8 protein-coding genes are annotated in these 13015 nt (G+C 64.2%); 5 read left to right on the top strand and 3 right to left on the bottom strand.

Annotation, left to right across the window (positions count from 1 at the left end):
- Window positions 1-8: 8 nt before the first annotated feature.
- Genes FYJ85_RS00515 through FYJ85_RS00535 form a run of 5 tightly spaced genes read left to right on the top strand, consistent with a single transcriptional unit; the run spans window position 9 to window position 8736 of the window.
- Window positions 9-3356, top strand: coding sequence for a cellulase family glycosylhydrolase (locus FYJ85_RS00515; protein WP_206212895.1), 3348 nt, complete (start codon window positions 9-11; stop codon window positions 3354-3356).
- A gap of 59 nt (window positions 3357-3415) precedes the next feature.
- The gene (locus tag FYJ85_RS00520; protein ID WP_154416642.1) at window positions 3416-4213 is read left to right on the top strand and encodes a DUF1559 family PulG-like putative transporter; all 798 of its coding nucleotides are present in this window, start codon (window positions 3416-3418) and stop codon (window positions 4211-4213) included.
- Window positions 4200-6830, top strand: coding sequence for a beta-galactosidase (locus FYJ85_RS00525; RefSeq protein WP_206212896.1), 2631 nt, complete (start codon window positions 4200-4202; stop codon window positions 6828-6830). Before FYJ85_RS00520 ends, FYJ85_RS00525 begins: the two co-directional genes overlap by 14 nt.
- Window positions 6827-7990, top strand: coding sequence for a mandelate racemase/muconate lactonizing enzyme family protein (locus FYJ85_RS00530; protein ID WP_154416644.1), 1164 nt, complete (start codon window positions 6827-6829; stop codon window positions 7988-7990). The genes FYJ85_RS00525 and FYJ85_RS00530 overlap by 4 nt, the downstream gene beginning before the upstream one ends.
- Before the next feature lie 17 nt (window positions 7991-8007).
- Window positions 8008-8736 (top strand): SDR family NAD(P)-dependent oxidoreductase, encoded by a 729-nt coding sequence (locus tag FYJ85_RS00535; RefSeq protein WP_106053085.1) that lies wholly within the window; start codon window positions 8008-8010, stop codon window positions 8734-8736.
- Here FYJ85_RS00535 and FYJ85_RS00540 read toward each other — a convergent pair.
- From FYJ85_RS00540 to FYJ85_RS00550, 3 genes are read right to left on the bottom strand one after another with little or no spacing between them, the layout of a single operon-like run.
- Window positions 8723-11263: a beta-mannosidase gene (locus FYJ85_RS00540; RefSeq protein ID WP_206212897.1), complete on the bottom strand. Its 2541-nt coding sequence runs from the start codon at window positions 11261-11263 to the stop codon at window positions 8723-8725. The two genes, FYJ85_RS00535 and FYJ85_RS00540, sit on opposite strands and share 14 nt — an antisense overlap.
- Before the next feature lie 48 nt (window positions 11264-11311).
- Window positions 11312-12319: a carbohydrate kinase family protein gene (locus FYJ85_RS00545; RefSeq protein WP_154416646.1), complete on the bottom strand. Its 1008-nt coding sequence runs from the start codon at window positions 12317-12319 to the stop codon at window positions 11312-11314.
- Window positions 12312-13013 (bottom strand): D-lyxose/D-mannose family sugar isomerase, encoded by a 702-nt coding sequence (locus FYJ85_RS00550; RefSeq protein WP_154416647.1) that lies wholly within the window; start codon window positions 13011-13013, stop codon window positions 12312-12314. The genes FYJ85_RS00545 and FYJ85_RS00550 overlap by 8 nt, the downstream gene beginning before the upstream one ends.
- Between the last annotated feature and the right edge of the window lie 2 nt (window positions 13014-13015).

The raw sequence follows: 13015 nt of genomic DNA on the forward strand, positions 1-13015 counted from the left end.
ATCATTTCATGCGCTGTTTTTTCCACCGATTGCCGGCCGTCATCGCGGCCGGATGGCTCGCGCTGTCCGCGGGGGCCGCAGATATGCCGGAACCGACCGCCAAAGGATCGCTCCGGATCGGCGAAGTCCTCTTCACGGTCCGCTGTTTCGACGGAAACTGGCGGAACTTCACGCAGGAGTCGCCCGCCTTCACGGTGACCGGACGAAAGACGGAGGCGTCGCGCTTCTCCCTCGAAGCCGGCTTCCGGCACGCCGGGTTTCCGGACGGAACCTTCTCGGAAACCCTCGAGCGGAAGTCACCCGGCGTTTATCGTTACCGCGCCGGATTCGCCTTCGCCTCCCCGGCGAAATTCAATGATATCGCTTTCGCGGCCGCGGCGCTGCCGGTCGACCGGTTCGCCGGGCGCGAACTTGTCGTCAACGGCAAGACGAAGATCACGCTGCCGGCCTCATACCGTGAAAAATCACCGGCAGCCCTGTTCCGCGGGGAAGCGACGGAACTCCGGTTCCCCCTCGCCGACAGCAAGCTCGTGTTCCGCGGCAAGTTCGGCGTGCTGATCCAGGACGACCGCGCCTACGGGCACGACGTCTACACGCTCCGGCTCTACTTCTCTCCGGCGCGCGGCGAGGTCACCCGCACCTCGATCGACCTTGAAATCGAAACCGGGCGCTACCGCAGCACGCCGCTCGATCTCACCGCGGCCGCAAACGCCGGCTTCTCCGACGAAACCGCCGACGACCGCAAAGGGGGCTGGACCGACCAGGGCAGCGAAAACGATCTGTCGATTCTCCCCCTCGGGCGGCAGCGCTGGAACGGCGCCGATTTCCACATCATCGATCCGAAGCAGAACAACGGGAAAAGCTGCATCATGCTGGCCGGGCCGTACCGCCACTATTTCGCCTCCGACGCCGTCGCCGGACAGAAGCGGCCGGTGCAGGGCGATTACCTGCATCTGCTGCACGCCACGGCATGGCCGACACCCGACAAAACGGTCGGCACGGTGGAAGTCGCCTACACGGACGGAACCGCCTCGACCGTCACGGTAACCGGTTACGACGTCGGCAACTGGTGGGGGCCGGTGCCGCGGCGCAGCGGCGAAGTGGTCTGGACCGGCGAAAACAAAAAATCGGAAATCGGCCTTTACCGTTCCAGCCACCCGATCGAAAACAAACCGGTCCGCTCCGTCACCTTCCGGTCGACCGGCGTGTCGGTGTGGGGAATCGTCGCGGCATCGGTCGGAGACGGCCCGCTGCCGCGGCTCGGACGGCAGCCGCACGTGATCGCCGCCGGCGCGGAATGGCAGCCGATCGATTCCGCCCGCGACATCGAGAAAGGCTCCGTACTCGATTTTTCGGCCCGGCTCGACGCCCCGGCCGGCAAATACGGTCCGCCGGTCATCCGCGACGGGCATTTCGTGTTCCGCGACCGGCCGGACAAACCGGTCCGTTTCTACGGGACCAACCTCTGCCGCTCCGCCCAGTACCTCGACAAGGAACAGGCCGAACGGCTGGCCGACCGCATGGCGGCATGGGGAATCAACGCGGTCCGCATCCACCATCACGACAACGAACTCGTGCGCAAGACCTCCGAATCGAGCACGGAACTCAATCCGGAGGCGCTCGACCGGCTCGACTACCTGATCGCCTGTTTCAAAAAACGCGGCATCTACATCACGACCGACCTGTACGTCTCCCGCATGCTCGTCCGGGGGGAGCTGACCGAAACTCCCGACAAAACCGCCTGGCAGCCGACCTTCAAGCCGCTCGTATTCGTACTCGATTCGGCGATGGAGAACTGGAAAAGGTTCGCGCGAAACTGGCTCACGCACGTGAATCCGTATACGGGTCTCGCCCTGAAGGACGACCCGGCGCTGATCTCCCTCTCGCTCATCAACGAGGACAATATCGCCTCCACCTGGAACGCCGCGCCGTACGTGGCCGACATCTATAAACAACGTTTCGGGGAATGGAAAAAACGCAGGGGCGTCACAAGCGGCAGCGCCGACAGCAACGACCCGGTGTTTTCGGCTTTCCTCGTGGATATCTACGGGCGCGCTTATGCCGAAATGGAACGGTTCCTCCGGGAGGAGCTGGAAATCAACGTGCCGATTTCGGATCAGAACATGCTCCCCAAGGTGCTGCTTTCGGTCATGCGCGACCGGTACGACTTCGTCGAAAACCATTTTTACTGGGATCACCCGAATTTCCCGGAGACGCCGTGGCAGCTGCCCAGCGCGCTGGCCAACACCTCGGCGATTCCGCAGGAGGCGGTCGCGCCGGGACGGATGTTCCCGAGCCGCATCTTCGGCAAGCCGATGATGATCACCGAATTCGACTACGCCGCGCCGAATGCGTTCCGGGCCGAGGGGGCGGTCCTGACCGGCGCTTATGCCGCGCTGCAGGAGTGGGACGGATTGTTTCAGTTCTGCTATTCGCACTCGGACGACAACGTCATCTCCGACGGCTTCAATCCGCGCGGAAACTTCTTCAACTCCTCGACCGACGCCGTCAAGGCCCTGTCGCAGAGAATCGGGCTGCGGCTCTTTCTCGACCGCGAACTTGCTCCGGCCCCGCTCGCGTTTGCCGTCCCGCTGACCGGCGGGAAGGATCTCAGCTTCGCGGCCGAATATCCGTCCGACCTCGCCCGGCTCGGGCTCATCGCGAAAGTCGGCACGGTCATCGTGCCGGAAGGCGGAAAACTCTCCGGGAATTATGCGGGAGCGCTCGACGCCGGATACGGTTTTCCGTCCGATTCCGGCGGCTGCCCGGTGTTCCGGACCTCGGAGGCGGAAAAGGGGCTTCTGCCGCGGCTGACGGCGGCCGGGCTTCTCCGTCCCGGCTGGCATGACGCGGACCGGGGCATCTTCCACGCCTCGACCGGCCAGATCTCGCTCTCCGCGAAGGCGGAGACCTTCCGGGCAGAGACGCCGGGCTGCGAAGCGCTGATCCTGCCCGCGGGAAAAGCCGGGGAAGCCGCCTTCCTGAAAGTCGAAAACCGGATCGGCCGCGGCGTATTCTCGATCATGTCCGCCGACGGACGGCCGCTGCAGAAATCCGGACGTCTGCTGTTCCTGCACCTGACCGACCTGCTGCCGAGCCGGACCCGGTTCGGGAACAAGCGCATGACACTGCTCTCCCGGTGGGGATCCCTGCCGTTTCTCGCCGCGCGCGGGGAGGCCCGGATCACCCTCAAGGCCGAACCGGGCGCCCGTTACCGGCTGTATGCGGCGAATACCGGCGGCAAACGGCTGGCCGAGCTGCCGCTGGAACAATCGCCGGACGGAACCGTCCGTTTCACAGCCGAAGTGTTCCGCAAGGAAGGGTCGGTATTCGTCTACGAGCTGGTCCGCCGGTAAGATGGCCCCCGCCCGCCCCGAAAACGCCCGGAAATAAACCGATACGAAAGGAGATTTCAATGAAACGCCGCTTTACGCTGATCGAACTGCTGGTCGTGATAGCGATCATCGCGATCCTGGCTTCGATGCTGCTGCCCGCACTGCAGCAGGCCCGGGAACGGGCGCGGGCGATTCAGTGCATCAACAACCTGAAGCAGATCGGCAACGCCGTCGCTTTCTATTCCGACGAAAACAACGACTGGTTTCATGTGGACGGCGCCGGAACCTGTTACGGCAACCAGACCGTGATGAACCTGCTGACCCACGCTTATACCAGGCCGAACGCCTACAATACCGCCGTCCAGGAGGCCGCGCTGCTGGGCTCCCCCGGCTATTTATCGGAAAAGATGGCGGTCTGCCCCTCCGCGTCGCCCCACCTCCGCTATACCTCGGATGCGTCCAAAGGCGGTGTCGGGTACACCTACAGCTTCGGATTTTACCAGCCGCCGAAAGAGTTCGGCATGTTCATGTACTCTTATTCAACCTCCGCCGGTTATTACCGGATCACCTCCGGCGCGCAGTATACGAACCGCCTGGTTTACTCCATGAAGCGCATCCGGCAGCCGGGAGCCCTGCCGATGACCCTCGACGGGTTCTCCGGGCAGCGGAACCAATTCTATTTCGGGTTCAGCTACCGGGATTTCTCGGGTCCGTCCCAGCAGACGGCTTTCCCGTCTCTGCATCACAGCGGCATGGGCTCCGTTCTCTACGCGGACGGCCATGCCGTACGGACCGGCATCAACGAAATACGAACCGGCCGGCTCAAATTCGAGGCGGTCTACACAACGAACAGCAAAGAGAGCTATGTCAGGCTTTAAGAACATCCTCGCACGGCTTGCCGTCCTGCCGGCCGTCTGTCTGGTGGCCCTCTCCGGTTTCGCGGCCCGGGAGCGCGGCGTCTCCGCAACTCCGGCCGAGTGGCGTTTCAGCAACGGCCCGGAATTTCCGGGGGCGACAGGCAAGCTTGAAAAAAACGGCGGCGCTCTCCGGCTGGACGGCGATTTCACGAAGGGCGGCGGCTATGTCGCGGCCTTCCGGCGCTTCGACTTTCCCGAAGCGAACCGGCTCGTATTCAGGGTGAAGACCGATGCCTCCACCGTGGCGGTCCGGCTCCGAGACAAAACCGGACAGGTTCACCAGCATCATTTTCCCATCGGCCGGAAAGGGGAATGGCAGGAGATCATCGTGCCGTTTCTCCCGGCGCGGAAGCACTTCTGGGGCGGCAGAGCCGACGGTACGCTGACGCTCCCGGTCACGGAATTCGGCATCCTGATTCACAAACGCCACGTGAACATTCGCGGCTGCTGCGAAATTTCCGGCGTCCGGCTCATTGCCGCTCCGGAAAGCAGGCCGGAGGAGCCGCTTGACCTTGCCCGGTACGACGCATCGAAGGTTTCGGTCAACGGAAACGCCTCCGTCTCCGGAAACGGCAGCGCGCTTCTCGTCACAATTCCGGCGGAACAGACCATATCGTGGCCCGGAATCAACCTGCGGCCGCAGAACGGTTCGCCCTTCTTCGACCTGTCCCGCTGCTCGGTGCTCGCGATGGATGTGAAAAATCTCAGCGGCCGCCAGATCGCCGTCAAATGCCAGATCGAAAACCTCGGCGCGAACGGCAGGGAATTCTGCATCCGGGGCGGGCGCGCATTCGACGCGGGCGAAACCGCCACGCTGAGAGTCCGCTATTACCGCAGCGGCATCGCGCCGGACGACGTGAAGTTCGAAGGCGTCCTGAGCCCGTTCGAGGGGCTGAGCGGGCGCAACACGCTCGATGTGGAGAAGATCACGAACATCATGCTCTTCACGCGCCCGTCCGGAAAAGAGGTGAAGTTCGAAGTGTCGAACATCCGGCTGGAAGAGCCGTTTGCAGGTGTTTCGGATGCTGTCGGAAGCGCGGCGGCCTTCTATCCCGCCATCGACCGTTTCGGCCAGTACAAGCATAAGGAGTGGCCCGGCAAAACCCATTCCGAAGCCGATCTCGTCGAAGCGGAAAAACGCGAACGGGCCGATCTCTCCGCACACCCGCGTCCGGCAGGCCGGAACCGGTTCGGCGGCTGGGCGGCCGGCCCTTCGCTCGAAGCGACCGGAAGCTTCCGCACGGCGAAACACGACGGCAGATGGTATCTCGTCGACCCGGAGGGAAAACTCTTCTTCTCGCACGGCATCTGCCAGTTCGAGCAGGTGCAGTATTCCGGCGTCACATTCCGCGAACATTATTTCGAAGGCATTCCCCTGCCCGGCGAGGCGGCCGGGAAGGAGTTCTACCGGAAAATGGATTACGCCCCCGGCAACGACAACTTTTACCGCCGGATGAAAACCAGGCCGGACGTATTCGACTTCTTCGGCTGGAACCTCCGCAAAAAATACGGCGGGGATTTCCGGGAACGATACCGGGAGCGGCTGTTCGAGCGGGCCGCAAGCTGGGGGATCAACACCATGGGCAACTGGTCGCTGGCCGGCTATGCCCGGCAGGGCAGGCTGCCTTACGTCCTCCAGGCTTACAGCCGGGGAGCGCCGGCAATTCAGGGGCATCGCGGCATCTGGCAGCACTTTCAGGACGTATTCGATCCGCGTTTCGAAAAAGCGGTCGAAACATATCTCAGAACCGCATGGGCCTTCGCGGCAGACGACCCGATGTGCCTCGGCATCTTCGTCGACAACGAACATGCGTGGGGAAACGAAACCGCACTCGCGGAGGCCGTGCTGGCCAGTCCGGCCGGACAGGCGGCCAAGCGGGAGTTCCGCCGCCGCCTCGAGGCGAAATACGGACCGGTCGAAAAGCTCAACGAAGCGTGGAACACGGCTTACGCCTCCTACGACGCATTTCTGGAATCGACAGCGCTCCCCGATCCGGACCGCGCCCGGAGCGACCTGCTCGCCTTCAACGACGCGATCGTCGAACGCTACTTCGAAGGCGCGCGAAACGCCGTGAAACGGTTCGCTCCGGACAAACTTTACCTCGGCTGCCGGTTTGCCGGCACCCCGAACACCCGGATCGTGAAAACCGCGGCGCGCTACTGCGATGTGCTGAGCTTCAACATCTACGAATACTCCGTGGAGGATTTCCGGCTGCCGGACAATATCGACATGCCGGTCATCATCGGGGAATTCCATTTCGGCACGCTGGCGGACGGGCACTCCTATCCGGGGCTTCAGGGCAGCGCGAGCCAGCCGGAGCGCGGAAGCGACTATCTCCGCTATGTGGAAGGCGCGCTGCGCAATCCGCTGCTTGTCGGGACGCACTATTACCGCCTGATCGACCAGTCTCCCGCCGGCCGGAGTCAGGACAACGAAAACATCGGTTTCGGCTTCCTCGACATCTGCGACCGCCCCTGCCCAGAGATGGTGCGGGCGGCGCGGGAGGCGGCGGAGAAGCTTTACGAAATCCGATCCGGAAAACAAAAACCGTCAAACAGAAAATTCAGACAACCATGAAAATCACACAAGTCGAAGCCGTCCTGGTCGGTGCGCCGACGCCGGGATGCGGGCTTCTGTCGAACCGCAACTATTTCTACATTCTCCTGCACACCGACGAGGGACTCACCGGGCTCGGGGAGGCGACGCTCGAAAGCCATGACGAGTCGGTCCTCGGCAGCCTGCGCGACCTTGAGGACCTCATCATCGGCCAGGACCCGCGGCAGGTCGGCAAACTCATGCAGACGCTGATCCGCCAGCGCTTCTGGAAAGGGGGCGTCGTCAAAGCTTCGGCCGTTTCCGGCGTCGAGCTCGCCTGCTGGGATCTCATCGGCAAGGCCGCGGGGAAGCCGGTCTGCGAACTTCTCGGCGGTGCGGTGCGCGACCGGGTCCGCGTCTACGCGAACGGCTGGACCGGCGGAGCGACCGACCCCGCGATCATCCGCGAAAAGGCCGCCGCCGCGCTCGAATACGGTTACTCGGCCTTCAAGTTCAGCCTCGCCGTCCCGAGCTGGCCGGTCCGCGATCTCGAAACGGTGCGCCGCATCCGCCGGGCGGCCGAGACGATCCGCGAAGCGGTCGGCCCTGACTCCCCGCTGCTCTTCGACGGACACGGGCGTTACGACTCCCGTCTTGCGATCCAGGTCGGGCAGGCGCTCGAGGAACTGAACCTGATGTTCTTCGAGGAACCGGTCCAGCCCGAGGACGAGGAGGGCATGGCGCTCGTGGCCGACAAGGTGAACATCCCGATCGCGGCGGGCGAGCGTCTGACCCGGCTCCAGGAGTTCCGGCGGCTCTTCGAGAAGCGGGCGATCTGCATCGCCCAGCCGGATCTCGCGCACTGCCACGGCTTCGGCGAGGGGCTGAAAGTCGCGCATCTGGCCGAGGCGTTCGACGGTTTCGTCGCGCCGCACTGCCCGATGAGCCCGGTCATCACGGCGATCTCGCTGCACCTCGACGCGGTCGCGCCGAACTTCCTGATCCAGGAACGGCTTTTCCTCGACGACTGGCGCAACGAAATCATCACGGAACCGCTGAAGGTGAAGGAGGGATATCTCGAACTCCCGTCCGGACCGGGCTGGGGAATCGAACTCGATATGGAGATGGTGAGGAAACATCCGCGCATCGTCGCCGGAACTCCGCGGCTCTTCCGCCCGGACGGCGCGGTCTGCGACTGGTAGAGGAGAACAGAAAAATCATGAGTGAATTCAAGGGAAAAACCGTCCTCGTCACCGGCGGTTCGCGCGGACTCGGCGAAGCGGTCTGCCGGAAATTCACGGCCGAAGGGTGCCGGGTCGTCGTGAATTATGCCCACGGCCGCGAGGCCGCCGAAGCCGTCGCCCGGTCGATCGGCGGAACGGCTTACGGCTGCGACATCTCCGACGAAGCCGCCGTGGAGACGATGTTCCGCGAAATCGGCAGCATCGACATCCTCGTCAACAACGCCCGGATCGACCCCTACAAACGCAGCGCCGGCATGCGCGACGGCGAGTGGTGGGACGCCGTCATGGCCGTGAATCTGAAGGGCGCTTACCTCTGCGGCAAACTCGCCCTGGAACAGATGAAAACGAAACGCTGGGGACGCATGGTGCACATCTCAAGCATCTGGGCCTACCAGCCGCCGAACGAACGCATGCTCTCCTACGCGGCTGCAAAGTCGGCCATGCACGCGCTGTCGCGCGGATTCGCGGCGCTCGGCGCGCCGTACGGCGTCACCTCGAATGTGCTCGCTCCGGGATTGATCCTGACCGACCTCTGCACCGAACGGCTCACGCCGGAGATGATGCAGCGCGAACTCGACACGATTCCCCTCCGGCGCGGCGCGCCGCCCGGAGAGGTGGCCGAAGCGGTTTTCGACCTCGCCAAGTCCGGTTTCCTGACCGGAGAGGTCGTGAACCTCAACGGCGGCGCCTTCATGCGTCCCTGACGCCTCCTCCGAAAAAGGAGTTGCCGGTAGTCAGGATGACCGGCAGCTCCTCACGGTCCCACGGAATTTCGTACGGAACTCCGGGAATCAGGTCGAAGGCGTTGTCCGGCAGTTCGCATTCGCCGTCGATGTCGAGGCAGACGCGCCAGACGTACCGCCCGGACTCGAATCGCGCCCGGTTCCCGGCGCGGGAGATGCGGATTTCCGGATCCGGGTCGAGCCCGAGCTCCCCGAAGCGGCGCTCGAAGAGCCGGTGCTGCGCCGCCGGGCGGCCGCCGGAAAGAAGCTGCGCGAAAACGCCGCTCCGCCCGGAGCCGGCCGCCTCCCACTCGCTTTTCGGGAATTCGGCCAGCAGCGTCGAGGCGTCGGGGGCGAGTTCGACCGGGATGGTCCGCTCCCGCGCGATTCCGCCGCAGACCTGAAAAACACCGCAGCGGAGTTCGCCGCTCCACGGCTCGAAGGTGTCGTTGACGCCGAAGATTTTCACGCTGCCGTGTTCACTCACGACCGCCGCGGCGACCGGGGCGAAGGCGCGCTTCACGGGGTAGTAGGCGAGCTTCTTCCGCCGGTAGCAGTCGACGATGGTCCAGCCGTGGGTGACCGGCCACGAATCGTTGTACATCCAGAAAATCGCCGAGGCGGTCGAGAACATGCGGCGGCGGTAGTTCATGATGTACTCCTCAAGCCCCTCCGCCTGCAGGAGCCCCGAAACGACGGCATAGCGCTCCATCGGCAGCGTCCGCGGGTCGAGCCCGGTCCAGAGCTCGACGGTCGCGTAGGCGTGGCCGAGCCGCCGCTCCGGGCTGAAGCTGCCGAAGGTGTCCTCGAGCCGCGCGAACGGATTGTCGTGGTGATCCCACGAGAACGACCAGAGCTCCCGCTCGTTTTCCGGCAGGAACTGCCGCAGCGTCGCCGGAGTCGAACAGCCGAGAACACCCCCCTCGTTCGGAAAACGGTCGACATAGGAGCGGAACGTCCAGAAATCGGTGCCGCCGGGCGTTTCGAGCGTCGCCTTCCACGGATGCTGGTCGCCGGTGGTCGGATCGGACGGCTCCTTGAAGCCGGGCGAATACGGCGAACTCGGCCAGTAGAACACCTGCGGCGATTCGTCGTGCACGACCTTCGCCAGCAGGTGGTGGAAGATGTAGTGGTCGCTCCAGCCGACTTCGCAGTCGCAGTACTGCCGCCATGACCGGTTGCCGAGCTCAAGCTCGTTGTTGCCGCACCAGACCACCAGCGACGGATGATGATTCAGCGCGCGGACAACCGTCAGCGCCTCCTTCCGCACGGCCCGGCTGAACGCCTCGTTTTCGCCCGGATATTTGGCACAGGCGAAAATGAAGTCGTGCCAGAGCATGATCCCGGCCTCGTCGCACGCGTCGCAGAACTCCTCCGTCGCGTAGATGCCGCCGCCCCAGATGCGGAGCAGATTGAAGTTCGCGCCTGCCGCAAGCCGGACGAGCTCGCGGCAGCGCCCCGCGTCGACCTCGCTGTAATAGAGGTCCGCCGGTACGAAGTTGCCGCCCTTGCAGAAGATCCGCCGGTTGTTGATTTCGAGAATGAAATAGGTCCCCTCGACCGGATGTTCCGACTGATCGACCGCCACCTTGCGGACGCCGAATTTCCGCGTGACGCGCTTGCCGAGGAATTCGATTTCGGCCGTGTAGCGGAACGGCTCGCCCGCGCCGCGCGGGAACCAGAGCTTCGGACGGTCGAGCGTCAGTTCGACTGCGCACTGCGCATGCCCTTCCGGCAGCTCGAAGCTCTCTTCGACGGAGTTGCCGGTTTCGGCGATGCGGAGTTTCAGCGTTCCGCGCACCGCCCTCCCCTCGGCCGCCCCTTTCACGATGATGCGGGCGGAAGAGAGATCGTCCGCCGCCAGCGACACGAGAGAAAGCTCCGTCACGACGGAGTCCGGCGCGTACTCGAGCCGGACATCGCCCAGGATGCCGACGTTCTGCAGCCGCGCCTGCCAGTCCCAGCCGCTCTGATGCTGTGCCTTGCGGAGCCAGGCCCGCTTGGTCAGGTCACCCATCTCGCCGCCGCAACTGATCTTCGACGGATGGTCGCAATACTCGAATACGCCGCTCTCAAGCGCGACGACCAGCGTGTTTTCCCCCTCCCGGAGCTTCCCGGTCACATCGATGCGGTGCGGCACGAGCGCATTGGCCGTGCTCCCGGCAAGCTCGCCGTTCAGATAGACCTTCGCCAGCATCTCAAGCCGCTCGAAAACGAGATGGACGACCGCATCCGGTCCGAGCGCCCCGGCCGGAGCCGTGAAGGTGCGGCGGTAGATCCAGTAGCACTCCTCCACCCAGCGCGCCCGGAGGCTGTTCATGCCGAAATTCGGATCGTCGAGCAGCCCGTGCTTTTCAAGCGTCCGGTGGACCGGCTCCGGCACCTCGGCGGTCATGAGCCGCCGCGCCGGCGCCGGATTCAGCGTGGTGAATTCCCAGGGGGCCGCGATCGGCGGACCGTCCGCATATGTGAGCCCCCAGTTTCCGTTCAAAGACAAAATCCGCTGCATATCGCTCCGCTGCTCCTGTACTGCCCTGTGCCGCATCCTGTTTTTCCTTTACAATAGATTGAATTCGCCGGATTGCAAATGCTCTTCGATCCGGCAGTACGGAACCGCGCCGCCCGAGGCGGTCGGCGATTTCAGATTGAAATAGCTGCTCGCCGAACCGACCCGAAGCGCCTCTTCGAGCGGCAGCCGCTTCGCCAGCGCGTAGAGAACTCCGGCCGCGAACGCGTCGCCGGCGCCGTTATGCCCTGCGATTTCGTCCCGGTCGATCCGGCAGGAGGGGGTCAGCGTATACGCGCCGTCGGCGGTCATCGCGGCCGCCCCCTCCGGAAAGTGGATGACGCAGAGCTCGCCGATCTTCATCGAAAACAGCCGCTTCAGCGCCTCCGGCAGCAGCTCCGCGGCAAGCGTTCCGTCGCCGCTCCGCAGCCCGATGCCGGTCGAACAGGCGGCCTCGACCTCGTTGATGATGAGAATATCGGTCCAAGGGAACGCCGCCTCGGCCGCCGGACGGAAGCGGTCGGGACTGCCCGACACGAAGTCGACGACGGTGCGGAAGCCGCGTTTTCGCATCGCGGCAAGCAGCCGGGCCGCGCCGGTGCCGAACTCGGCGTCCGGCATATCGAGGCTCCGGAGCAGCAGCAGATAGCCGAGATAGAAGAACTCCGCTTCGGCTTCGGCGCCGTCGAAATCCGCCGCGCAAAGGAAAGCGTCGGCCCCGGCCGCGTGAAAGAAGGTCCGGCTGCCCGGAGAAGAAATCACATCCGTGTAGGCCGTCGCGACGCCGGGCGTCCGCCGCAGCAGCGACGTGTCGATGCCGCGCTTCGCGGCTTCGGCCAGCAGAAAATCGCCGTCGGCGTCTTCGCCGATTCTCCCGGCCGCGTACAGCGGGTACGACGAATCCATGGCGGCAAGGTCGAAGAGAATGTTCGCCGGGCCGCCGCCCGGCGCGCGCTCTTCGGCGAGAATGCTGCACAAGTTCCCTTCGCCGGGCCAGCGGTCGACGCTCTTGACCCGGTCGGCGATCCAGTTCCCGGCAGCGAGGATTCCGTCACGCATGGCTGCGCCCTCCGTACAGCCGCCGGCAGTCGGCCGCCAGCAGGAACTCCGGCTCTTCGTCCTCCAGAATCGGGTCGAAGCGGACCGCGTCGTCGAGAAAGCAGTTGTCGTTTGCGTCGTCGTTGACCGCCGATACTTCGCCGACCATCGCCGTGCCGGAACCGGGCTCGGCGTAAAAGCGATGAGCGTGAACCGGCTCGAGACAGACGCTTTCGCCGGGAGTCAGCACAAGCCGGTCGCCGGATTCCATTTGCCGCCGCATTCCATTGACCGTGATCTCGAACGGACCGCCGGCTTCGGCCGAGCGCTCCGGATCGGCCCGGAACAGTTCGACGATGAGATTGCCGCCGCCGCGCACGATGATGTCCTCGCGCTTATGCCAGTGGAAATGGCGCAGCGTAATCTGGTTTTCACGGACCATCATGATCTTTTCGGCATACGGCTTCGGATACTTCGCGGAACCGGCCTTTCCGTTCCGCAGCGTGAAAAGCGTCAGCCCGAAGCGTTCGAAGTCCCCTTTGCCGAATCCCGTGACGTCCCAGCCGAGTTCGAGGTCGAAGATCTCCTCCGCCCCGTCCAGGTGTTTCTCCCAGTCGTCCTTCCGGTAGAATGCGAAAGGCGGCAGCCGGAAGTTCCGCTCCGCGAAAAACGCCATCGCCTCGCGGATCGTACGGTTGATCATCGAACGCTTCATGC

Source organism: Victivallis lenta (assembly GCF_009695545.1).
Classification (GTDB): Bacteria; Verrucomicrobiota; Lentisphaeria; order Victivallales; family Victivallaceae; genus Victivallis; species Victivallis lenta.

What these genes read in the sequence shown, in the direction of transcription:
- FYJ85_RS00525 (WP_206212896.1), top strand. Translation starts at nt 4,200, where the DNA reads ATGTCAGGCTTTAAGAACATCCTCGCACGGCTTGCCGTCCTGCCGGCC.
- FYJ85_RS00530 (WP_154416644.1), top strand. Translation starts at nt 6,827, where the DNA reads ATGAAAATCACACAAGTCGAAGCCGTCCTGGTCGGTGCGCCGACGCCG.
- FYJ85_RS00540 (WP_206212897.1), bottom strand. Translation starts at nt 11,263, where the DNA reads ATGCAGCGGATTTTGTCTTTGAACGGAAACTGGGGGCTCACATATGCG.
- FYJ85_RS00545 (WP_154416646.1), bottom strand. Translation starts at nt 12,319, where the DNA reads ATGCGTGACGGAATCCTCGCTGCCGGGAACTGGATCGCCGACCGGGTC.
- FYJ85_RS00520 (WP_154416642.1), top strand. Translation starts at nt 3,416, where the DNA reads ATGAAACGCCGCTTTACGCTGATCGAACTGCTGGTCGTGATAGCGATC.
- FYJ85_RS00535 (WP_106053085.1), top strand. Translation starts at nt 8,008, where the DNA reads ATGAGTGAATTCAAGGGAAAAACCGTCCTCGTCACCGGCGGTTCGCGC.
- FYJ85_RS00550 (WP_154416647.1), bottom strand. Translation starts at nt 13,013, where the DNA reads ATGAAGCGTTCGATGATCAACCGTACGATCCGCGAGGCGATGGCGTTT.
- FYJ85_RS00515 (WP_206212895.1), top strand. Translation starts at nt 9, where the DNA reads ATGCGCTGTTTTTTCCACCGATTGCCGGCCGTCATCGCGGCCGGATGG.